The 22,124-nt window shown below is 67.6% G+C and carries 15 protein-coding genes and 2 pseudogenes; 9 read left to right on the forward strand and 8 right to left on the reverse strand.

Annotation, left to right across the window (positions count from 1 at the left end):
* Window positions 1-447 precede the first annotated feature (447 nt).
* The 3 genes and pseudogenes from CP981_RS00005 to CP981_RS00015 form a co-directional block, all read right to left on the reverse strand.
* The gene (locus CP981_RS00005; protein WP_143659086.1) at window positions 448-903 is read right to left on the reverse strand and encodes a hypothetical protein; all 456 of its coding nucleotides are present in this window, start codon (window positions 901-903) and stop codon (window positions 448-450) included.
* Window positions 904-1,014: 111 nt separating this feature from the next.
* Window positions 1,015-1,716 carry a class I SAM-dependent methyltransferase gene (locus CP981_RS00010; protein WP_085928458.1) on the reverse strand — a complete coding sequence of 234 codons (702 nt, stop codon included), beginning with the start codon at window positions 1,714-1,716 and terminating at the stop codon, window positions 1,015-1,017.
* Between the two features lie 138 nt (window positions 1,717-1,854).
* Window positions 1,855-2,176: pseudogene (locus tag CP981_RS00015) on the reverse strand (glycine-rich domain-containing protein).
* A 169-nt stretch (window positions 2,177-2,345) separates the two neighbouring features.
* On the opposite strand from CP981_RS00015, the gene CP981_RS00020 reads away from it, so the two are divergent.
* From CP981_RS00020 to CP981_RS00030, 3 genes and pseudogenes are all read left to right on the forward strand, one after another.
* Entirely contained in the window at window positions 2,346-2,756 is a 411-nt protein-coding gene (locus CP981_RS00020; protein ID WP_143659085.1) for a LexA family transcriptional regulator, read from the forward strand.
* A 62-nt stretch (window positions 2,757-2,818) separates the two neighbouring features.
* On the forward strand, window positions 2,819-4,144 hold the full coding sequence (locus CP981_RS00025; RefSeq protein WP_085928456.1) for a HEPN/Toprim-associated domain-containing protein: 1,326 nt from the start codon (window positions 2,819-2,821) through the stop codon (window positions 4,142-4,144).
* Window positions 4,145-4,194: 50 nt separating this feature from the next.
* A pseudogene (locus CP981_RS00030) lies at window positions 4,195-4,389 on the forward strand (transcriptional regulator); the annotation flags it as partial.
* Between the two features lie 410 nt (window positions 4,390-4,799).
* Here the strand turns inward: CP981_RS00030 and CP981_RS00035 are convergent.
* The 3 genes from CP981_RS00035 to CP981_RS00045 form a co-directional block, all read right to left on the reverse strand.
* Window positions 4,800-8,897: a hypothetical protein gene (locus tag CP981_RS00035; RefSeq protein WP_143659083.1), complete on the reverse strand. Its 4,098-nt coding sequence runs from the start codon at window positions 8,895-8,897 to the stop codon at window positions 4,800-4,802.
* Between the two features lie 292 nt (window positions 8,898-9,189).
* On the reverse strand, window positions 9,190-11,628 hold the full coding sequence (locus CP981_RS00040; RefSeq protein WP_085928454.1) for a DEAD/DEAH box helicase: 2,439 nt from the start codon (window positions 11,626-11,628) through the stop codon (window positions 9,190-9,192).
* A 131-nt stretch (window positions 11,629-11,759) separates the two neighbouring features.
* The gene (locus tag CP981_RS00045) at window positions 11,760-12,983 is read right to left on the reverse strand and encodes a VWA domain-containing protein (protein ID WP_085928461.1); all 1,224 of its coding nucleotides are present in this window, start codon (window positions 12,981-12,983) and stop codon (window positions 11,760-11,762) included.
* Window positions 12,984-13,320: 337 nt separating this feature from the next.
* On the opposite strand from CP981_RS00045, the gene CP981_RS00050 reads away from it, so the two are divergent.
* The 4 genes from CP981_RS00050 (at window position 13,321) to CP981_RS00065 (ending at window position 18,666) form a co-directional block, all read left to right on the forward strand.
* On the forward strand, window positions 13,321-14,067 hold the full coding sequence (locus CP981_RS00050; protein WP_085928453.1) for a hypothetical protein: 747 nt from the start codon (window positions 13,321-13,323) through the stop codon (window positions 14,065-14,067).
* Window positions 14,068-14,204: 137 nt separating this feature from the next.
* Window positions 14,205-16,082 carry an ATP-dependent nuclease gene (locus tag CP981_RS00055; protein ID WP_158092712.1) on the forward strand — a complete coding sequence of 626 codons (1,878 nt, stop codon included), beginning with the start codon at window positions 14,205-14,207 and terminating at the stop codon, window positions 16,080-16,082.
* Window positions 16,083-16,147: 65 nt separating this feature from the next.
* The gene (locus CP981_RS00060; protein ID WP_158092711.1) at window positions 16,148-17,827 is read left to right on the forward strand and encodes a UvrD-helicase domain-containing protein; all 1,680 of its coding nucleotides are present in this window, start codon (window positions 16,148-16,150) and stop codon (window positions 17,825-17,827) included.
* 551 nt (window positions 17,828-18,378) lie between these two features.
* A complete protein-coding gene (locus CP981_RS00065; protein ID WP_150522301.1) occupies window positions 18,379-18,666 on the forward strand; it encodes a hypothetical protein in 288 nt (95 codons plus the stop codon).
* An 8-nt stretch (window positions 18,667-18,674) separates the two neighbouring features.
* On the opposite strand, the gene CP981_RS00070 is transcribed toward CP981_RS00065, so the two are convergent.
* Window positions 18,675-19,151 (reverse strand): hypothetical protein, encoded by a 477-nt coding sequence (locus CP981_RS00070; RefSeq protein WP_085928449.1) that lies wholly within the window; start codon window positions 19,149-19,151, stop codon window positions 18,675-18,677.
* 230 nt (window positions 19,152-19,381) lie between these two features.
* Here CP981_RS00070 and CP981_RS00075 point away from each other — a divergent pair, with 230 nt between their 5' ends.
* The gene (locus tag CP981_RS00075; protein ID WP_244329450.1) at window positions 19,382-20,110 is read left to right on the forward strand and encodes a CGNR zinc finger domain-containing protein; all 729 of its coding nucleotides are present in this window, start codon (window positions 19,382-19,384) and stop codon (window positions 20,108-20,110) included.
* 210 nt (window positions 20,111-20,320) lie between these two features.
* On the opposite strand, the gene CP981_RS00080 is transcribed toward CP981_RS00075, so the two are convergent.
* Window positions 20,321-21,754 (reverse strand): NsdA family TPR-like regulatory protein, encoded by a 1,434-nt coding sequence (locus CP981_RS00080; protein ID WP_244329451.1) that lies wholly within the window; start codon window positions 21,752-21,754, stop codon window positions 20,321-20,323.
* A 212-nt stretch (window positions 21,755-21,966) separates the two neighbouring features.
* On the opposite strand from CP981_RS00080, the gene CP981_RS37495 reads away from it, so the two are divergent.
* Window positions 21,967-22,104, forward strand: a complete 138-nt coding sequence (locus CP981_RS37495) for a hypothetical protein (RefSeq protein ID WP_158092710.1) — start codon at window positions 21,967-21,969, stop codon at window positions 22,102-22,104.
* The last annotated feature ends 20 nt before the right edge of the window (window positions 22,105-22,124 follow it).

The following is a 22,124-nucleotide window of genomic DNA, read 5'->3' on the forward strand; positions in this document are numbered from 1 at the left end:
GGGTAAGAGCACGCTGCGCGTGCTCTGAGTGAACTGCCCCGCGTTGCGGGGCAGTTGCGGGTGCTTCGCACCCGCGCCCCCGATGCTTCGCATCGGGGGCGGCCCTCGCTTCGCTCAGGCCGAGGTCTTGTCTCCGCTTCGCTGCAACAAGACCTGAAGACAGGTCCGCTGCGCCCCCCTGCCTCAAGCTCTCCGGCTCCGCCTCCGATACTTTGGCCCGCTTCGCGGGTCAAATGGCGGGCTACGAGGTAGGGGTGACGGTACGCCAGAGTAGCCCCTGAGAGGGGGTGCTTCCTTGGGTTAAGATTTTTGGTGGATCCAGATCTCGTGCTCGTGCCCTTCCTGGGCGTCCTCTCGAAAGGGACGGCATGTTGAGCTCGCAGGCGAGGCTGTGAGTCGGGGCGAATGTGACGGTGTGATCAGGTGGGACAGAGGCAGGTGTCCTGGTCAGTGGTCAGGAGCCTCCTTCGTGGGGGATTTGGTGGTTCGCCGATTCGGTTCCCGGTGGATTGCATGCTCGACCTCTTGGATTTCGCGTATTCCGTAAGCGGTGCGGATGCCTGAGATCGTCATGCCGCTGGCCTGAGCCAGGGAGTCCAGGCGGTACGGGCGGGGGCCGTGGAACTCCCTTCCGTAGGCGAGGAGTCGGCGGATCTCGGCATCCGCTGCCGCTTTGCGGGCTCGGGCGTCTTCGAGGGCCAAGAGCAACGGGTCGGCTTCGAGGCCCTCGCTCGCGGCCTCCAGGTGCTCCGCCTCCTCTGTGCGGAGGCGTTCGGCCTGTTCGCAGGCGTCAAAGTAGAGGTCGGGCGGGGTGACCGAGCCCGGCGGCGGCAGTGGGAATCGGATTGCCGCGATGTCACCAATCGAGGTCATATTGCGATGGTCGCAAAATATTGCGCTCATCGCAATACTCTCAGGGGGCTTCTGCGGCGTGGGTTGGCGAGTCGCATCTCGGGCCTCCTTCGAGATCCCGAACCGCGCCCTGGCTGCTCGGTGCTCTCCGGCCGGCCGCGGTTAGGCCGGGCGGAAGGCCGTCACGAGTAGCGTGTCAGCGGTGCGCTGCCCGCCCTTGGCGGCCGGCAGCACGTCAGTGCTGATGTCGGTGAACCCGGCCTCGTCGAGGACCTTCGTCCAGACGTGCTCCTGGAGCACCCAGCGGCGCATCGTGGTCGCCTCGCCATCGGGTGTCTTCGCCGGGATATCAGCGGCCACGACATCGGGCTGCGCGGGCGCGCCGCTTAGGTAGTGGGCGAGGGTGGAGAACCCCAACCGTCCACCGGGCCGCAGCGCAGCGGACGCTGCCGGCAGCAGTTCGCGGGGGTCTGCGAAGTCCACTGCGCCGAAGACGCTGTAGAGCACGTCATAGGTGTCGGGCATGGCGTGCAGGTGGTCCACCACGTCGGACGGCATGATGCGCAGACGCGGCGCGAGGTGACCGAAGAGGTCGGTGGCCATCTCGTACTGTGCGGGCGAGACGTCAACCGCGATGACCTGGGCGGGCTCGTGGTGGACGACCAGATGGGCAGCGTGCCGGGCGGCGCCGGAGCCGAGGTCGCCGACGACTCGCCCGGTCAGGTCACCGAGGGCTTCCGGGCCAGGCCCGCCGTCCTGGCTCCACGTCCAGTGGAATGCCTCGGGGACGGTCCGGTCGGTGGCGGCGCGGGTGCGGCCGTAGTGGTGCCAGAGGTCTGTGGTGTTGGTCGTCACCCGCCCCATCCTGACGGGGTGTGGCCCGGCGTTGGGCCGGTTCGGCGGAACGTCACCCGCGCATGTTCGGTGCCCCAGCCCGGTCGGCCGGACTGGGGCACCGAGATGAAGTGATCAGTGCGAGTCGTTGCCGGGGTGGCACGGGCCTCAGGTCGCTGCGTCGGTCCACAGCGACAGGTCGACCTCCCAGCCGTCGGCGGCGATCCGGTGGGTCGTCTTGATCACGGAGCCGTCGTTCTTGAACTCGACGAGGGGCACGTGATGCAGGAAGTGCCCGTTGTTGTACGTGTTGCACAGCTCGGCGTAGTTCACGGTGTCGAGGATGATCGTGTGGACGCCGATGTCGACGAGCGTGCTGGGGCGCGAGCCCCAGCGACTCGCCCCGGTGGGCCATCGCGGTCAGGAGGTAGGCGTACCCCTGGCCCAAGACGCGAGCGGCCATGATCGAGTCGTAGGGGTAGTCGCGCATCAGGAGTGCGACCTGCTTGTCCCACAGGTCGGCCGGCACGACATCCCGCACCGAGCGGACCGGGCCGGCCTCCGGTTCTGTGGCCAGGGTGGATGCAGCGGCTCATCGAGCGACGGGAAGAGATTGTTGCCTTCCTCGCCCGCAACACCCCGCATCTGGAGGCGACCGCATGACCCGCCAACTCGCAGTCCCCTCAGAGCTCAGGGTCCGCGCTGTCCTTGAGGAGCTCCGACGACAGGCAGCCGACGAAGGCAAGGCGCCCAGCGTTCTCGCCCTGGCCAGGAAGCTCGGCTTGAGCAACACGACGTTCCGCCGCCACCTTCCTCACATCGCTCGCGAGATCACCGAGAGCCGCTCTTCGTCAGGCGGTTCCTCCGGCGAGGAGCGTCGAACCCGGCTCGACACGGTCGTCGGGAGGAACGCCAAGCTCAAGATCGCCAATCGAACCCTCAGAGGACATCTGAAGCTTGCTGCGGCCCAGATCCAACGCCTCGCTTCTGAGAACGCACAGCTTCGACGAGCACTGGAAGCATCCGCCAAGGTCACCCGCATCGATCCAGCTCGGCAACGACGACCCTGAAAGGTCAACGTTTGAAACTATGAGCACCAAATGATCTCGCAGCACACCGATCGGAGAGGCGCATGGGGGACATATGGACCCTCCTGCTGGGCGGCAGGGACATCAGGGGCGGGAAGAACGAGACGCCCGCCAAGCTCATGACGGTCTTCCGTGAGGAAGACAAGTACCAGCACCTCGAATGGGCTCGGCGCATCGACGAGGCCAACGCGCGTGGTGAGGCAGCGTGGGACGAGCTCGATGATTTCGAGGGCTTCGACCATCGTGAGCTCTTCGGTTACCGGACCACAGTCGAGACGATCATGACTCGCCTCAAGCTGATGGGCTTCGATCCCGATCGATGCAGCCAAGAGATGATCAAGGATCTCGAAGGCGTCAACGAGGATGACATGGAGGACGGTCTACTGGTTCTCAGCAGCCGTCCCACACGCGACGGGAAGCAGGAGATCTGCCATCGGATCTCTGCCGCCGAGGTCCTTGCCACGGGGATCGCGGCCTATCTCAAGCGAGCGGAGGCCTTCGGGAACTGGAAAGTGGGGGACGATCACCCAGAGCTGGCCGAGCTGGAAGAAATTTGTGTTTCGCAGCTGGACTTCTTCTTTGACGACCTCGCAGTCGATCCGAGGCTCTTCCTTGCCCTGATCCTTAGTTCCCAAGCTCCGGAAGAGGTCCTACAACTTGACCTGAGTGACCTGCTTATCGCTGGCTACTTCGAGAGCAGTGAGGCAGTCTCGACCGAGGCCCTCCAGCAGCTGCGAGATGAGATGGCGAGTAGTGGACCTGTCATCGTCATCACCGAGGGGAAGTACGACTCCCGTGTCCTAGGCCGGGCGCTACGTATCGTCAGGCCCGACATCGCCGGCTACTTCGCCTTCTGGAACCTTGAGGAAACCAAGGCTGCGGGCGGGACGGATCGGGTGGTCGCCAACCTCAGGAGCTTCGCAGCCGCAGGTGTGATGAACCGTGTCATCGCCCTCGTCGACAACGATGCCGCTGGACTGGCTGCACTGAAGTCCTTGGCCAACCCGGCTCTTCCCAAGAACTACATCGCTCGCAATCTGCCCGATCTGGACTACGCGCGCGCTTATCCAACCCACGGACCTTCGGGCCCAAGCCAGGACGACGTCAACGGCCGGGCTTGCTCCGTCGAGTTCTACTTCGGGCTGGACTGCCTCATCGGACCTGATGGAAATCCCGTCCCCATCCAGTGGACATCGCTGAACAGATCGGTGAACACATGGCAGGGAGAACTGCAGAACAAGCGCTACGTCGAAGAGAGGATCGATGCTCTGCTTGACGCTGCGGAAGCTGGACAGGTGCCACTGGACGAGCGCTGGGATCCCCTTCGAGAGATCGCGCAGATCCTCATCGATGCTGCCCAGAGCCGGTAGTCGCATCCGGCACTGCCAGCGGTCAACGGTCAGCTCCAAACCATAGCCACAACATGGCACGAGCCTGGTGGGCATGGAACCGCCCCGAGCAAACCGCCCGCGCCCTCCTAGGCGCCTACCGAGCCAGCCCCGCCGAGGTCCGCGACCGGCCCGCGATCCGCGGCATCGTCGACGAACTGGCCGAGCGTCACCCCCGCACCAACGGCGTACGCGAACTGCACGACGCCGTGGCACGGGCCGTCTGACATCCGGCCAGTGGGGCAACTACTCCTGGAGTTTTGCTACACGGGCGGCGGATGAGCGCCACTGGGCGACAGTGAAAGCGAGGAGCCTGCCGCGGACAGCTGTCGCCCATCCGAAGCGGGGCCGGCGCACGAAGAGCAGCAGGTGCGTGCCGGGCAAGGCAACGCGAGCACGTTTGTCTTTTGTGCCCCTCCCCTTACCCGGTGGCAGCGTCTGCGGCGGCCCGTCGTCGCTCGGCTGGCGGTTCCTGGGTGCCGTTGCCGTGCCCAGTGGCTCGCCTCGCCGTACGGTCAGCGCACAGCCCCGCTGTGACAGGACAGCAGGCGGTCCCGCACTCCCTCGCACGTTGTGCGGGACCGCTATCTCCTTCCTGTGCCCTCACGGGCCAGCTGGCGTAGACGTGGGCTCGCTGTCAGTCCGTCTGGGCGCCAGGGGGCCTGCAGTCGAGGACTCTGGCACGGACCGCGACCTCGTGTTCGGTGGCCAGTTTCTCCTGCTGACGTTCGATCTGCTGCATGGTGTGGTGCGGCGAGCAGCGCCGCCTCTCCGGTCGCCACAGGTCACAGTCGAAGAAGCCGACCAGGAAGATGCCTGCGGTGTGAGGCCGGCCCAGGTAGCGGGTCACTAGCTGATCCGTCAGCGCGGTGGGCAAACCACGGTTCCAACAGCCCTTGGATTCGATGACCACGGTGAAGGGCTCAGTGCCCTGGGAAGGGTCGGCCGCCTGCACGTGGATGTCTGTGCGGCCTCCTCCGGCGCCTGGGCGGTCGACTTGGACCTCGCGGTTGAGGATGATGCGCCGCCCGTCGAGGTGAATCTTCAGCAGGCCCATGACGAGGTCGCTGAAGTCCTCCTCCCACATCGGCCACATCTCAGCGTCGCCGGCCGCGGCAGCGCGGTTCCACAACAGAATGGCTATCCCGTTGGGGCCCGACAGCGCCTCCTGGACGCGGTCCAACGCCTCCATGACGACGTCGAGGAGCTGGGCCTCATCGGTGATCACGCGGAGACTGTGATCGGCCGCCAGTTTCCGCAACTGCTGCACGGGCAGCGGCCGGCACTGACGCTGGGCTGCCTGGCGGGCGGTGCGGCGGGCCAGTCTCCGTAGCCGTGCGGGGCCATGGGCAGTTGATGTGGCCAGGCGGCTGAGCTGGTCAGCCGCGCAGAGTGTTCCTTTGTTGGCGATCAGCTGGGGCAGAGCGTCCGCAAGTTCGTGGAGCGTCTCCTCTGTGGTGATCCAGTAGGCGACACCCGACTCATGCTCGGGCCGGGGCCGGTTAAGCTCTTCCCTCTCGCACAGGCGCACGTAGAGGTCTGCGAGATCGGCTTCGTCAAGTCCTGCGACACCTGCGGGCCAGCGGCCGGGGCCGACGGTAACGACGCTGTCGATCACCGCGTGGCACAGCTGGGTGTCGTCGAAAGCCTGGCGGATGTGCGGCCAGCTCTCGGGCAGGTCGTCGTAGGCCATGAGGGTTTGCACCGCGGTGATCCAGCGTTCCGCGGCTTTCGGTGTATTGTGGGGCGGCTCGGCCGCCACAGTGTGCTTTAACAGCGCGCGGGCGACGCTGTCACCGAGGTCGGAAAGCGTTCTCACCACTGCGGCCCAGGATGCGTCACAGCGGCCGGGAAGAGCAGCCCAGTCTCGAACGAGGCCGACCTCGTCGTCCGCGCCCCGCTCGTGCAGGAAACGGACCAGTTCCGCGAGCCGGTAGGAGTCGAGGCGGTCCAGACAGGTAACGAGCGCCGTCTCGAACGCGACTCCTGCATGGCGAGCGCACTGCGCGAACAGGCTGTGATGCAACGCCTGGTCCTGCGCCGAGAGTGTCATCGTAGCTAGAGCCAGTGCCCAACCAGCCCACCGGTCGACGTCTGTGCCCGGTACTGCGGACTCCCAAACACTCGCCGGAACGAATCCGGCTGCGGATAGTTCCGGTACATCTGCCCACTCGGTGCCCCACGTCGCGACGTTGTGCGCGCTCCACGCCGGAGCTGTGGCCACAACCCGCACGGCGGCCTCAGCCAGCTTCTCGCCCAGAGCACTGTCCGGCGGCGGACATGAAGGTGCCGCGGCGACCGCGCCGAGGCGTGAAGACTGTTCAGCGCACCGGCCGTCGCTGCTGCGGTAGAGGTGGCCGAGGACAGCGCCCCAGGCCGCGCGCACTCCTTCCGGCTCGGCCGTGTGCACCATCTCCAGCGCGGCGGTGAACTGCCCCTCGTCGAAGGTGTGGCGGCGCCGCTGTTCCTCTTCCCGCTCCCGCCTGCGGCGCTGCCACTCCGGGAGTGGAGCATCCCACCAAGCGGTGGCGTCGCGGAGCTCCTCGTCCGCCTGCCGGGCCCCCTCGACGGCCTCCCGCAGCAGCTCATCATCCGGGCGAGGCGAACGGCTGAACAGCGGTTGTGCATTGCGCCGCGCCTTCTGAGGAAGGTGCGGCCACCGCTCGGCCCAATAGAGCAGGTCCTCGCCCGAGAACAGGCCCACGTCCGGTGTGGCGAAGGTGATTTCCAGGATGTGCTCCTGGTTGCTGTGGTGCAGGACGTAGTCGGCAAGCCGGCGGCGCAGGGACGGCGCGATGTTCAGAGAGTCGTACAGGTACTCGAGCACGGTGCGGGACTCGACGGTGTGGGACAGCTCGGGGTAGGCCGCCAGCGCGACGAGCGCCTGGCCCGCCCGCTCCTCATGAGGCTTCGCGCTCATAGCTTCTTGCTTGCCGATGAGGCGGATGCATCGGGCCAGCAGGGCTGTGGCCATCAGTGACTTGGGGTCTTGAGCCTGGAGGGTTTTGATCGACCAGTCCAGCGCATCGTCGAGAAGCTCTGCGGTGACCAGGTCCATGCGCGTTTCTAGCGTCGGCCGGTAGGTCCATGACTGCTGGGCGGGAAGCAGGTCGAAATACTCGGCCAGCTTGAGGTGCTGCGGCCACAAGTGCCTTAGCGCCGCCTCGGCGACGCCGGGGCGCGCATCAGCGGCCAAGTGGCGCAGGCGTGCGATCACCTCGCCGCCCATCACGTGCTCCTCGCCCAGTGCGTGCAACGCGAAGGAGCGAAAGCGTGTCGGCAGGGTGGTGTCTTCCGCCGTTGAAAGCAGAGTCGTCATCAGATGGGCCGGGTGGCACTTCGCAGCGATCCACAGGGCCAGGTACATCTGGTTCAGGTCCGTCTTGCGGGCCAGGAAGGGCTTAAGTTGTTCGGCGAGACCGGGGTGGTCCAGCCTCTCCAGCAGAGCGAAGTCGAGGCGCTTGGAGCCCTCGTCAGGGGCCGCTTCCAGGAGAGCCTGGGCGGTCCGCTGCCGGTGCCCGGCTGGCAGGGCGGGAAGATCGGCCAGCAGGAGGATCAAGGGGTCGTGGGTGAGTAGGTCCTCGAACAGACCCGGATCGTCGACGGCCAGACGGGCCGCGATCTCCTCGTGCTCAGGCAGTACGTGGCGCGCCGGGCCGCTGCCCGCCCACAGCAGCTCTCCCCGCACCGCCGGGGCGATGCGGGCATGAAGGTATTGCGACGCCAGGTGCTCCTGGTAGCTGCGGTGTGCGAACACCCATCGGCGTTGGCCCACCGCCGTCAGCAGGCCGGACTCGGTCAGGTGCAGCAATTCGTGGCGGCGGCATGTCAGTTCCGGGACAATTCCGGGAATACCGGGGCCGGACAAGCTATCGAGGTGCAGTTCCCCCACCAGCGCTGGCTCGCCGTCTGTGAGGGCCGGGCTGCAGCTGAACTGGAGGGCAGCCGCAGCCCAGCGGGCCACCTCCAGCAGGTGATCCACCGCAGGCCGTTCCTGACGCTGGGTAAACCCTTGCGACCAGGTCTCCGTGCACAGCGTGCGGCATGCCTGCTCGTAGGCATCGGCCACCGTTTGGGGGAGTTCTTTGCCTTGGGCCTGAGCCTCCAGCAGCGGGGTCAACGTGACGGGCTGCTGAGCCAGGGCCTCAACGCTCCGGCCAGTAACTTGCTCGGCAAAAGCGGTGCCATCCAGTCCACGCTGCTCAGCTGCACTCTGCACGTCGTGTCGTGTCAGCGCAGCGAGCGTCATCAACGCCACCTGGCCAGGGTCCGGCCACAACTCGCGCAGTCTGCCTTCCAGGGCGTCGGGCCAGCGGGTGGTACGGCAGGTGATCCGTAGCCGCAGCCCCTCCCGCTGGGGCGTATCCATCCCTCGCAACTGGTGCAGGAGAACCTTGTCGAGGCTAGGGATGTCGCTCAGGCCTTCGTCCAGCCCGTCCAGCAGCACATATCGAGTCTGGTCTACTCTCGCGTGCAGGCACAGGTGCTGGCCCAGGGTGCTACTCGCGGAGGCCACATCGAAAATGTCCCGGCCCAGATGCAGCAAGGGCGCGACTTCAATGCCCTCCTCGCTGAGGAGGGCATGCTCCTGTTCCAGGGCCACAGACTTGCCCGCGCCGCGCTCCCCCAGCACTACGACGACCGGCACATCCCGTAGCTCGTCTAGCCGCACCGATGCGTCGGCATCAGGCCCGTCGTCAAACGGATCAAGCTTGCCACCACTGCTGGCAGGCAAGACCCTCAAGGACCGTCGCCATGAGTATCGCATCAGGCCATTACACCCGCTCCGTAACCTGAGCGAGGAGGCTCTCAACTATTACTGATACGCGACGCGCACCGACGACCAACTAGTAGGCGAACCAGTTCTCTTGCGCACCGCCGCTATTCGGTAGCTCTCAGTGGAAATGAGCCATCCCTACTCAATGGTTGGGCTCTGCTCACGCTGATCGGCTGGTGACACCATCCCATCGCGCTCTCGTCGATGAGGCAGCGCGGCAACGTAGGCCTGTGCCTTCGCGCACGGCGCGTCAGGCCGGGATGGCGGGAGCGGCGGTGTCTTCGGTCCAGTCGCCGTCGAACAGGGCAGCGGCGAGGCGGACGTGTTCGTCGGGGAGTTGACCTGCGCGGTGCTTGGTGCGGGCCTTGGCGAGCCAGGCGCCGATGCTGACGGTTTCGCCGTCGACGCGGATCGTCTCGCGGGCGGTGGGGGCGCGGCCTTCGCGGTGGAGGAAGAGTTCCAGGAGCTGGACGGTCTGTGCGAATGTGCGGCGGGTGCGGCGGGTGGGGGCCAGAGGGTTGGTGTCCGGGGTCAGGCCGAGGCCGGAGAGGAGGCGTTGCTGGCCGGGGTGGAGGGTGTGCCAGGTGGTGAGCTGTCTGTGCAGCCAGGAGCCGATCTTGGCCGTGCCGAGCAGGGTGTGGCGGGTGAGGGCGGACGGGTCGTGGCCGGCGGCGAGATGGCCATGGAGCAGGTGGTACTTGCGGTGCCAGTCCGCGCCGTGGGGCAGGCGCCAGTGAGGATCGAGCGCCGCCAGGTCGGCGGCGCGTGCCGGGTCCAGCTGGCCTTTGGTGGCGAGGTGACGTTGTTCGGCGAGCCAGGCGCCGACTTTGGTGGTGGCGGGGGAAGCGAGGTGGGCGTGGGCGGCGTGGTAGTCGGCGGCCATGGTCAGGCGGGCGCGCCAGGCGGCGTCGTGCTTGTCCCAGATCATGTTCAGGGCGTCGAGTTCGGCGATCCAGTCCGCATCCAGACGGCCGGCGGTGCGGGCATCGCGCATGGTGGTGATGAAGGTGCCCAGGGTGTAGCCGGCGGGGTCGGTGTAGCCGGCGGGGACGTCGAGGTGGCCGTGTTCGTCGCGGTATGCCTGGGCGGCGGCCAGGCCGAGGCGGCGGGAGCGGGAGGCGGCCGCGTCGCGGGGGTCGAAGGAGGCCAGGTCCATGGCGCGGGCGATGCGCTCGGGGTGGACGGTGAAGTCGAAGTGCCAGCGGCGCTCGATAACCTCGCTGGTCTCCTTCGGTAGGCGGTTGGCTTTGTCGGGCAGGCGCTCGAGGATGCGGTGGTCGTGGCTTGCCAGCGCGGTGGCGATCGCCCACACCGGCTCGTAGGCGGTGCCGAGGATGTCGTCGGGGTCAGCGCCGGGCGGGACGTAGACCGGGACGATGAGGCTGGCGACCTTGCCGGAGACATCCAGGCGCAGGGCGCGGCCGAGGGCCTGGACGCAGCGGATGACGCTGCGGGTGGGGTCGGCGAAGACCACCGCATCGACGCTGGGGATGTCGACGCCTTCGGAGATGAGGCGTGCGTTGGTCATGATCGCGCAGGAGGCGGCGGCGAAGTCGTCGAAGATGTCCTGGCGCTGGGCGGGGGTGTGCTCGCCGTGGGCGAAGAACAGCTGCGGGGTGATGTCCGGGCACAGCTCGGGTGCAGTGCGGCGCAGCATGCGCAGGGTGTGGGGTAGTTCGCGGGCGAAGCGGCGGGCGTCGGAGACGAGGGTGAAGTACACCAGCACCCTGCGCAGCCGGTGTTCGGTCATGGCTTTGAGGACGGCGAGGTGCAGCGCGGTGGTGCGCAGCGCCTCCTGTGCCTCGCCTTTGATGCCGTCGTCGCCGGTGGTTCCGGGGGTCGGCAGGTTCAGGCGCGTGCGCAGGTCGGCGTCGGCCAGGGTGGGTACCACGATGCGGTAGTCCGCTGCCCGGCCGTCGGCCACCGCGGACGCGAGTGGGTATTCGAAGATCTTCTTGCCGTAGACGGCCTCGTTGTCCATGGAGTTGGCGGAGGCGTCGAGGTCCGCCTCGGTGCCGGTCCAGCGGCGGCGACGCGGGCGGGTGGTGTTGGCGGACTCCGCCAACTCAGGCGAGCCGAAGATCCGCGGCGTGGCGGTCATGTAGAGACGACGGTCTGCGTGGATGCGCGTGGCGTCGTGGACGGCCGCCCACTTCTTGTCCGCCCGGCCGGCGATCCTGTGCGCCTCGTCCATGATCGCGAGGTCGAACGGCGGCACCGTGTACTGCGTCTTCTGCGTCTGTTCGATCTTGTCGAGGGAGTCGTAGGTGCAGATCACCGTCACCGCAGGAACCTGGTCAGCCCCCTTCCCCACCACCGACAGCAGCGCCGCGAGGGCGGGGGCGTTGCTGGTCGAGCCGACCCGCGCCGCGACCAGATCCTCCCGGCCGGCCGCGTCCATCGAGGACACGATCACCATGTGCTCGCCGTGTCCGTCGCGACGCCATGCCAAAGCCGTCTGCGCAGCCAGATCCAGCGTCGGTACCACGAACAGCACCAGCCGCGCGTCGAGTTCGTCCGCGACCCGGACCGACACCAGTGTCTTGCCCGTCCCCGTCGCAGCGACCAGCAGCCCCCGCGATCCGGGACGGCGCAGATGCTTGGCCGCCCGCTGCACCGCCTGAACCTGATCCGGAAACAACGGCCGCTTGTCCTGGCCATTGGATCGGGGAACTTCGACCACCGTCATGCAGGGCTACCTCAACAAGAGGGGACTTACCGGCGGGCCCGTTGTTTGAGCCACCCGGGGCATCCTCCCAGACCGGCACCAAACCCGGGGTCCTCGCGGCTCCGGACTCACAGTTTCGTGCCGTTCGTTGCTTACGGCTTCATCCATTTGCCGAAGGCTTCGATCAGGCCGGTGTAGAAGCGGTTGCCTGGGACGGCCCCGGGGTTCTTGCTGGCGTCGTAGAAAGCGACATTGTTGAAGGATGCCGAGGCGGAGGCGTTGAGGTTCTTGTAGAAGGCGAGCTTGCCGCGGCCGAAGCCTACGAAGAGCCAGAAGACCCCCAGGGTGGCGGTGTTCTGCAGCAGTGAGCGCACTTCGGACTTGTCCCAGGGCTCGTCGCCGACCTGAACGATCACGAAGGCGGGGTCGGCGGCTCCGGATTCCTGGTAGTGGTCGACCGTGCGGCGCATGGCGTCTGCCACGTTGCCCCAGCCCCAGTCGACCTGGGTGTGTAGCTGTCCGATGCGGCCGCGGTAGTTGTCCAGTCGGATCTCCTCGAGGAACGGTTCTCGCCCGCTGGAGAAGACCACGGGGACAGTGCCGTCGTCGTCCAGGTTGGCTGAGAGTGCCAGCACTCGCTCGGCGAAGGCCTGGACGGCGAAGGACTCGTACATCTCCTCCATGTGGTAGTCGTGATCGAGGATCAGGTAGACCGCGGCACGACGGTTGGCGATCCCTCTGTTCATGAGGGCTTGTCCGGCCTGCCGGGCCGGCTCCAGTAGAGCGGGGGCCTGGCGCTGGATCTTGGACAGGTTGACCGTCTCTCCTGCAGCGGGCCCCGCTTGTGCAGGGACCGCGATGGCGGGCGGTGTGCTGGTGGCGGCATCGGCGTCGATATCGACGCCGTAGTCGGTGGCGAGGCCCGCGAGTCCGGAAGCGTAGCCCTGGCCCACGGCGCGGACCTTCCAGCCGTCACCGCGGCGGTAGAGCTCAGCGAGCACCACGACCGTCTCGCGGGCGCCGAAGTCAGGGGCGGTGAAAGCCATACCGACCGTGCCGGCCTGAGTGATGCTCACCCGCGGCGCGGTCGTGAACACGGCCCCGGGCTGAAGCGGGTCGACGCTCGCGACGAGCACCACCGTGGCCACGCCGGAGGGAATCCGGTCCAGGTCGGCCGTCACCGTGTGGCCCGAAGCCTGCACACCGTCCTGAGCCGGGTGGTTGTAGAAGACGAGATCGTTGTCGCTGCGGACCTTACCGTTGCTGCCCAGCAGCAGTGCCGAGACGTCCACCGCAGGCTTCGCTGCGGCAACGGTGAAGGTCACCTGCCCCGCCATGAGGGCAGCGTTTTGGCCTTTGAGCAACGACGTCGTCATATCGGCCCCCTTGATCACAGATACGGAAGCGATTCTTCCCCCGCCCAGGGCCACGCCGCAGCCAATTCGAGAATCCGCTCACAACGGTCACGTCACCGCACAACGTCATCAGGCGTCCGAGACGTCATGGCGAAGCAGCTCCCTGGGTGCCGGCGGCGAATGTCTTCAGCCGCAGCCCGGGGCCCTGCAGCAGTTGAAGCTGCGGAAGGCGGCCACGGCCAGCCTGCCGGGGGCGTCGCGTGTTCGAGGCAAGGTCGTATTGACCGGCAGCAACTCCCGCCGCTATTGGTGTCGTTGACTGCGGCCGTGCGGCCGTGAGGCGTAACGGGGAGGGCACGTGTCTGCGATCTGGTGGCTCGTCGTCGTAGTGGCTCTCGGCGTGGGCTGGGTGGGCTGGCGACTCGCGCAGTTCCCGGGCGGCTGGGCGTACGCCTTCCATGAGCAGTACAGGGCAGACCGGGAAGCCCTGGACGGTGCCCGTGGTGCTGTGCGGCAGCTGAAGGGCACGGCTCGCCGAGAGCTGCGGCAGGCCCAGACGGCCGTGACGCGGGCGGAGAAGGCGTACCGGAGCCGGATCTCTCGAGTGGAGGCCGAGTTGCAGCAGCTGCGCACGCCGAACCGTGGGGATCACGTCGATCAGCTGGGCCAGATCGTTCTGCACGAGCACGCGCTCCTCGTCGCAGACGACGAAGTACCGCTGGCCGGCTTACAAGTCCGGTTCGATCTGGCCCGCTCCACCCACGTGTCGTACGTGTACCTGACCCAGCCGGACGGGCGGGAGCGCCTGGAGCGCTTCGCGGGGGATGAATTCCCCGAAGACACAGTGCGCCAGTTCAGCGTGCGGCTCCAGAACGCGGCCGTCGCAGCGAACCAGCTCCAGGCGCTGCGGTGTGCCGATATCCACAAGCTCGAGGCTGAGCTGCGTGAGGCTCAGGAGGCGACCGAACCAGTAGAGACGGCGCGGGAACTGCTGGAAGAGATGCGCGCCCGGCACGGCAGCGATCCGCAGCTCCCGAAGGCTCGGGCGGCTCTCGACGACGCATGCGACGTATGGCAGGAACTGACGGGTCGACGCCCCTTGTAATCCCGGTCGGGTTCCTTGCCTGCCTCGGGGCGGAAGGACCCCCTGGTATCCCAATCGATGAACATGTGCCGGAACCTATGGGGCCCCTGAAGGCGGGCACACCGCTTACGATCAGCGGGCGAGGGGAGGGGTTGGGTATGCATGTGGCCCAGGTGCTGGTCGAGCGGTTTCGGTCGTGTGAGCGGGCTCTGATCCCGCTGCGGCCGGAGGTGACAGTCCTGGTCGGGGAGAACAATGCAGGCAAGACGACGGTCGTGGATGCCCTGCGGCTGCTCACCGATCCGCTGGACGGCCGCCGGTCGCGGTATTTCGAGGAGGCCGACGTGCTGCAGGCGGCGGTCCATCTAGGCGGTCCATGCTTGCAGTTGGATCTGGCAGATGTCACACCGGCGCACAGTGGCGCCTATCTCGAGGCGATGGTGCACGGCACCGCCGCTGATGCGGGGACGGCACGGTGGCAGGTGTCGTATGCACCACCGCAGCCCGGCGGTCGTCGCGGGAGCACAGCTTGGTCCCAGGGTCCGGGGCATCCGGTGACCGGCGAGCCGCCGGCACGCGGCGGGGTCCGGCACGTGTATCTGCCCGCGCTGAGGGATGCGGAGCGGGAGCTGGCGTCGGCTGCCGGCGATCGGATCCGGCTGATCCTGCGAGGTCTGCTGGGGTCGGAGGAGCAGGTGGATGCCTTCGTTGCACGGATCGGTAAAGGGCTGAAGGCGGTCACCGAGGACGAGGATGTGACCGCGGTCAGCAAGCGGATCAATACACCGTTACGCAAGCTGACGGCCGGTGCGCACCTACAGGCCAGTGAACTGGCGCTGGCCGAGCCTACATTCGCCTCGATCGCGCGGTCGCTACGGATGCTGCTGGGGGATGCGGGTGGTGTGCCGTCCCCCCTGGCCGCCTCCGGCCTGGGCTACGCCAATACCCTGTTTATCGCCACCGTGATGGCGGAGCTGGACGCGGCGGCCGAGGCCGATCTGACGGTCCTGCTGGTGGAGGAGCCCGAGGCACATCTGCATCCGCAGCTGCAGACCCTGCTGCTGCGCTATCTGCAGCGTCGGGCGCGCGAGTCGCGCCATCGACCGGTGACCGATCCGTCGCAGCCGGCGGGGCATCTGCAGGTGCTGGTGACGACGCACTCCCCCATCCTGTCGGCCGCGGCCAGCGTCGAGGATCTGATCGTCATGGCCCGGTGCCCAGCGCAGCTGTCCACCGGCTGGCAGGCCCGGCCACTGCCGGTACCCCGGCTGGAGTTGAAAAAGCACCGGATGCGGCATCTGGACCGCTACCTGGACGCCACCAAGAGCGCGCTGCTGTTCTCCTCGCGCGCTGTCCTGGTGGAAGGGATATCCGAGCTGTTACTGCTACCCGCGCTGGCCCAGCGGGTGCTGGCCCCGGAGCAGCAGGAGGACCCAGACAAGCGGCAGCGCGCATTCGAGGCGCTGGAGCGGTTCTTCGGCGCCACCCGTGTCATCGTGGACGGGGTCGGATTCGAGGTGTACCTGCGCGTGCTGATGGCACCGGTTGACGGGGTGTGCCTGGCCCGGCGCGTGGCGCTGATCACGGACACCGATGTGCCGCCCGGGGCCGAAGAACCACGCCGACTGGGCACGCTACGGTCGCTGCCACAACGGTGGGGCTCTCCGGGCCGATTGGAGCTGTGCGCGGCGCCGCGCACCCTGGAGCCGGCTCTGTGGTCCGCAGAGAACACCGAAGCATTGCGTGCGGCGTTCCTCCAGTGCGCGCCCCGCTCAGACAAGCGCTGGCAGCAGGTGCTCGCAGCCCCGAATCCGGCTGTCACCTTCGGTGAACTCTTCGTCGGCAAGGACAGCCGCACCCTGGTCGCGGGCGCCGACGAACTGGCGAAGGGAACCAAGATTTCCAAAGGCCGGTTTGCCCAGGAACTCGCCGATGTCCTGAGCGACCCGACAGTGCCGTTCAAGGTGCCGGCCTACCTGGAGCGCGCGATCCACTTCATCACCGACCCGGCCGACGATGCAGCAGACACACCGTGAGCGGGCACGCTTCGCCCGAGGGGGCGCGGGCCGGTGCCGAGGCCCAGCAGCGAGCCGCGGTCGCAGTGCCGGCACCCGCGTGGGTGCCGGCATGCCCGGGGGCCGGCAAGACCCAGGTGATCACAGAACGGCACCTGTCCGCACCTGTCCAACCACTGCGCCAGGGACGCGCGTTGATCTCGTTCACCCGCGTGGCACGGGACCAGATGGCCCGTCGCTGCCGCCTGGCGGGTCGCGCTGACCTGGTGCAGGCTCCACATTTCATCGGCACGTTGGACTCGTTCCTGTGGGAGTTTTTGGTCCGGCCACTGCGCCCGGCGCAGCCGGCGCCGCGTCTGCTGGAGTCCTGGGCGGGCGTCAAGGCACCAGTGCAGGGGCTGGACCGGGAGCTGGGCCTGCACCGGTTTCCCCTGACCGTGGACCCTTCGGTCAAACCGGCTCGTGAAAGAGTCGCCTGGGACGACCTCGACCGCGACACCCGCATAGCGCTCGACGGCAGCGAGTGCAGTCGCAGCACGTGGCAGCGGAAAATCCTCGAGACCCGTAACTCCTGGTGCAAGCAGGGCTACTACACCGGACACGAGACGCGGCTGCTCGCCCTGTGGGCCCTACGCGATCCTTTGGCGTCTGGCCAGGTGCTGCCACCGTTGCTGTCCCGGTTCGCGGAGGTGGTTGTCGACGAAGCACAGGACTGCTCCGCTGCCGACCTGGCGATCCTGAAGCGGCTGCACGAGGCCGGGCTGCCGCTGGTCCTGGTCGGCGACCCGGACCAGTCCATCTACGCCTGGCGTGGCGCCGACCCGCAGGCTCTGCATGCCTTCACGGCCCGGCTAGGGCCAGCTCCCCTACGGTTGACCGGCAACTGGCGCAGCTCCCCCGTCATCTGCCGCCTGGCGGCCACCCTGCGCGCCGGGAACCGGGCCCCTGATGTCTCTGTGCAGCAGCACGAAGCGATCCCCGTGCTGCTGCTGCCCACCCGCTTCGCTGCCACCGGTAGCCGCCACCAGCACGCCTTGACGGGCACGGGCATCGTCGAGGCCTTCCGCGGCCTCGCCCAGGACTACGGCATCCCACCCGACGACTGCCTGGTGACCGCCTACCGCTACGCCACCCTGCCCGGAATCACTCGTGAGCGGCCCAACGCCAATGCAATCACCAGCCTGGCCTGGGCCCATACTGTGACCCACACGCCAGGCGCCCCTCCCTCCGACCTCACCCGGGCCTGCGCGGTTGCGGTACGCGCCCTGTTCGGCTACTGGTTCCCCGACGAGACCGGCGGACCGGACCGCATCTGCGCCACGCACCGACTGCCGTTGAGCCAGGTCAACCGGACGGCCTTCGCCTTCCTGCACAGCCTGCCCACCCCGAACAAGGACTGGGGCAGCCAGGTATGGCAGGCGATGAAGGTTTGGCCCCCGCTTCCCGGCGCGGCCCCGAACGGCACCCGCGGCCGACTCGCCGGACGCCCCACCATCGCCCGGCCCACCCCCGCCAGCGGGATACGCACCAACACCATCCACCAGCTCAAAGGCGACGAAGCCGACGGCGTGCTCCTTCTGCTGCCCGAGCCCGGGAGCGTGCGCCGCTGGGCCACTGGCGATCCCACCACCGACGAAACGCTGCGTGTGTGGTACGTAGCCGTCACCCGTGCGCGTCGGCTGGCGGCTCTCGCCGTACCGGAGGACGAAGCCGATTCTCTCCAGAGTCTGTTGATTGGACGTCACGTCCCCATCCGTGTCGTCTGATCGGTCGTCCTCGTGGATAGAAGAGGAGGCGTCGTGCACTGCAGCACTCAGCCATACGGTCCACTTCGCTGCCGAGCGCTTCTCCATCCGCTTTCCGCCGGCGCCCGGCACTTCGCCCGGCAGGGCGAGCCGCGGCCAGGGCCAGGGTTGGAGAACTGGCGGCCTGTGTCTGGCAAGCTAGATAACGCACGGGGTGCAGGCCTGCACCATGAGTGTGCCGAGCTTCCCGGATTCGTGGGCGGGCAATACACAGGCGGCGATGCTGGTAAAGCCGCAGCGCTTGAGTAGGTCGGTTCACGCCGGCGGGCTGTACTGCCACCGCAGGACGGTCAGTCGCGTGCGCGGCCTTCGAGCCACTTGCCGCGCATGGGCTGCGGAGGGTGTGCGGCGGGCATCGGCTTGGCTGAAGACGCTGTGCCGCCAGGCGCCAGGCTCTTGGCGGCACAGTGGGAGCAACTTGCTCGGTGTCGGTGAACCAGACCGCGCCCCTCACGGAATTTGGCCGCGCCGCAAGGCTCTTTGCCGGCGCCCAGGTAGTCGCACACGTCGGCGTGAACGAACCGCAAGCCCGGTTCGCTGCTCCAACATGGGGGCTGGGCAACCTGGACCACGGAGAGGTCTACGCCGGTCACTTCACATCCTTGGGCGAGGAAGGCCGCTTCTCGCCCTCGGCCGACCCGAGGCCCAGTGCCCGGTCCTGGCGGCCCAGGTCTCAGCTCCCGGGCCGTGGTGGCTACATGAAGCTGCTCTCCCAACTCATCTGCCAGGCGGACATGGCCGCCGTCGATAAAGGCATCGAAGAGGTCGTAAAGGACCTGCTGGAGGACATCGGCGGCTGATAGGGGACTCATGCCGCGAGCGCAGGGGGTGCACCGAAGACCTCTTCGAAGGGGTGGGCTCGTTTCGTGGCGACCAGGACCCAGGCTCCGCTGCGGTGAGGCCGAGCATGGGTGGTGTAGTGGTGGACTTCGGAGGGCGTGAGGACCTTGAGATCACCGAAGACGTAGTACAGCGGGGTCGGGGCGTGGGCGGCGGTGAAGAGCAGGCCGGCGTTGAGTGTGGCGGTGCTGATGGCGTACCGGTCGCTGTCAGTGCTGGGCATGCGGTCTTTGGCATCGATGGTGATCACCTCACCGTCGCGGGCGGCGATCAGATCGGGGAAGTAGCGCAGCGCTGAGTGGGTGCGGGCCAGGGCGTGCTGGATCGCGGGCGGGTAGGTGCCCTGGCCGCAAGGCTGCACCGTCCACCCACAGGCTCGCAGCGTCTTGGTGACACGCTGCTCGTGTGCGTCGCCGATCGCCTTGCGGTTCTGCCAGTGCGTCACCACGGTTCCTCTCTCCGGGATTCACGCTGCGTAATACGAATCAACCTCTTTTCGTGCTACTGCCTCATGGCTATGATGCCCCGCATGACGTCATACGTAGACCCACGCTTTCGTCCTACGCTCTGGCCCGGAGCTCCGGTACCCGCACCGGAGTTGATGCCAATGCCCGGAGCACGGGCCGACGGCGAGTGGATCGTCTGGGATCCCCACGTCCACTACGGGGAGACACGGTGGCGCTGCCGGAGGACTTCTACCTCCACGAACTCATGGACCTCGATCCCGCAGACCACGACGCGATCGCCCACGTCATGCGCACTTACGGGCCGCTGGGCGGGGACATCGCCTCGGGCAGCTGGGACGTCGAGGACCACGACCATTACACCGAGCTCGATGCACAACTCCATCCCATGCACGGACCGTTCGCCCTGCACGGTGAACTCGCCACCCTTTTTGTGTCCCAGGCGCAGGAGGCTGTCACCACCTGGCTTGCCCTACGCCGTGAGGGCGGACTCGACGCGCTCGTGGACGCGGCGGTGACCGAGGACGAACTGGCACTGTGGCAGGCGGCTAACGACGACCAACCAGAGGTTTTTCCCCGGGACTTGGAACACCTGCGCGAGCTCACGCTGGACCTTCGGATCGGCGACCTGCGCAGCACGCTGAATGCGGCGCTTCAGCGGTTCAGCATCGGGATCGGCGACTTGGCCGACCGCTACCCCAGCATCCTGTCAGTCGCCTTCCTCCAGCTGTACAACCACCTCGCCGAAGACGCCACCATCCGCACCTGCGCCAACGAAACCTGCCGCCGCCCCTTCGTCCGCCAGCGCGGCCGCGCCACATACGGCCAGAACCGCACCAGCGGCATCAAGTACTGCACACGCGAATGCGCCCGCGCCCAAGCACAACGCGAACACCGCAGACGCCGCAAACAAGCCACCCCCGACCGGACCACCCCCTAAACTGGCTGCGCAGCGCATGCGGCGCAAGCCCGACCTGCGCCTGGGCCATGGTCGAGCGCGGCCGCGCGAAGCCCCAGACAGCGGCCGCCCTCGCGCAACAGTCACCACACCCCGCGCAAGCGACGCACTCCGCATGAACCGCCATTGAACCGGCGCTCAGACATTCACCACGACGCGAGCGTCAACAGCAGTTGAATCCGCTCGGTGCAGCTACGCGCTGGCTGCGTCTTCATGCTCGTCGATGATCGGTGGCAACGACCGGACACGCTCGTGCAGATCTTCGGCCCCGGCTGCCGGGGTGTGTGCGAGAGCTGCATCCAGACGGACCAGCCGGGTGCGGGAGGTCGAGCGGAGTTTGGCGGCCGGCACCCGTTCGAGTACGTCAAGTGCCCGTTGCGCGGCGTCGGCGGGCCGGAGGCCAGCCTCGGCCTGCGCGAGGACCAAAGTGCCGGCGGCCCAGCCCGGTGTCCCCACAGCCGCATGGTTCACCGAGGCTTCGGCTCGAGTAGTGGCCTGCTCGTGGCGGCCCAGGCCGAGGTGGGCTTCGGCTACGTGCAGTGCGTATTCCGCGGCGTCGAAGCCGAACCGGCCTGGTGCTGCGCCAACCGCGTCGGCTTCCAGTTCCCTGGTCGCGGCCGCGAGCGCAGCGTCTGCTTCATCGGCGCGGCCTTGCCCGGCCAGCGCCGGCAGTTGTGCCCAGGCGTGCAGCTGGGCGCGGGCGAGCCCAGCGGGTGCGTGGGCGAGGCCCTGTTCGGCGTGGGTGAGGGCGCGAGCGTATTGGCCGGCTGCGCGGGCCACCATGCTCTGGGCGCCACAGGCCCACGCGGTGAGCCGGACGTCTCCGGTGCGGGTGCCGTAGGTTCCGGCGGTCGCCAGGTGTGCTCTGGCACCGGAGGCGTCGTCGAGGTGGAAGGCGAGGTTCCCGAGCAGTGCGCAGAGCCAGCCGATACTGCGCCGCATTTCCGCGGCGACAGCTTCTTCGACGCTGTGGGTAATCAGTGTGCCGGTCAGCAGGTTGCGTGCGGTGCGTACTTCGGCGAAGAGGGTGTGGGGTGGGTGCTTGCTGTAGTTGAGGGCGTAGTGCTCGACGGCGGCTTCGGCCAGTTCGACGACGGCGCTGCTACCTGCGGGGTCGGCGAGCAGGGCGAGGTGGAGGGATTCGCGGACGGCCGGTAGACCGGCGGATGTGGTCATCGCCACCACCCTTTCCCGTGCGGGTGCCTCACACGCCTCGACATCAGCATGACCGTATCGGATCTTGGCCCCTAACCCGAGGCCATCGAAGGGGTCGCCGCCGGCTCGGCTGAGGCCGAGCTGCACCGGGCGCGCTCCGTAGGCGCGGCAGAGCATGGCGGCGTACTCCTGGCCGGGCCACTCATGGGGGTCGTGTTCCCAACGGCAGAGCATCGACTGCGATGGTCCCGGGGGAATGAGGCCGTCGGCTCGGTAGAGATCGCTGATCTGGGCGACGGTGTCGGCTCTCGACCAGCCCAAGGCCAGACGCCAGGCCTCAAGGGCCGTGACTTCGGGCAAGGCGTTGCGGATGGCGGTGACGGTGCGTTCGGTGCTGCGGCCTTGGCGTTGGCAGTGCATGCGGATCTGCGCCGCCTCTTTGACGATGGTGGCGCGGCGTGAGCGGGTCATCGTGGCTATGGCGCACCCCCGTTGTGGAGCGGTCAGCCTGCCTCACGGTAGCTGAGCTGGATCCCGTGAGGCAGTAGGCCTGTGGGAGGGAACATTGCGGGTGACCCCGCAATGCCTGCGTTTCCAACGGGCAATGATTTGGGGCCAGTTGTTGCGCGACGCTGTTTCCACGCCGGCCGGAGTGCCGGGACGATCTCTTCGTGGAGGCAACGATGCCGCAGCACACCGAAATGTCCACCGCTGAGGGTGGCGGTCTGGTCCGCGCCCGTCGGCAGATCCAGGCCACCCGCGCCCGTGGCGCGAAGCCCTCCGACGGCGGCGGAACCGGCCGCTCGGACGGCAACGACTGACAGGCGACGGTGACCGAAGC

Origin of the sequence: Streptomyces platensis, from assembly GCF_008704855.1 — a bacterium.
Lineage (GTDB): Bacteria > Actinomycetota > Actinomycetes > Streptomycetales > Streptomycetaceae > Streptomyces > Streptomyces platensis.

What these genes read in the sequence shown, in the direction of transcription:
- CP981_RS00005 (WP_143659086.1), bottom strand. Translation starts at nt 903, where the DNA reads ATGAGCGCAATATTTTGCGACCATCGCAATATGACCTCGATTGGTGAC.
- CP981_RS00010 (WP_085928458.1), bottom strand. Translation starts at nt 1,716, where the DNA reads ATGGGGCGGGTGACGACCAACACCACAGACCTCTGGCACCACTACGGC.
- CP981_RS00020 (WP_143659085.1), top strand. Translation starts at nt 2,346, where the DNA reads ATGACCCGCCAACTCGCAGTCCCCTCAGAGCTCAGGGTCCGCGCTGTC.
- CP981_RS00025 (WP_085928456.1), top strand. Translation starts at nt 2,819, where the DNA reads ATGGGGGACATATGGACCCTCCTGCTGGGCGGCAGGGACATCAGGGGC.
- CP981_RS00040 (WP_085928454.1), bottom strand. Translation starts at nt 11,628, where the DNA reads ATGACGGTGGTCGAAGTTCCCCGATCCAATGGCCAGGACAAGCGGCCG.
- CP981_RS00045 (WP_085928461.1), bottom strand. Translation starts at nt 12,983, where the DNA reads ATGACGACGTCGTTGCTCAAAGGCCAAAACGCTGCCCTCATGGCGGGG.
- CP981_RS00055 (WP_158092712.1), top strand. Translation starts at nt 14,205, where the DNA reads ATGCATGTGGCCCAGGTGCTGGTCGAGCGGTTTCGGTCGTGTGAGCGG.
- CP981_RS00080 (WP_244329451.1), bottom strand. Translation starts at nt 21,754, where the DNA reads ATGACCCGCTCACGCCGCGCCACCATCGTCAAAGAGGCGGCGCAGATC.
- CP981_RS37495 (WP_158092710.1), top strand. Translation starts at nt 21,967, where the DNA reads ATGCCGCAGCACACCGAAATGTCCACCGCTGAGGGTGGCGGTCTGGTC.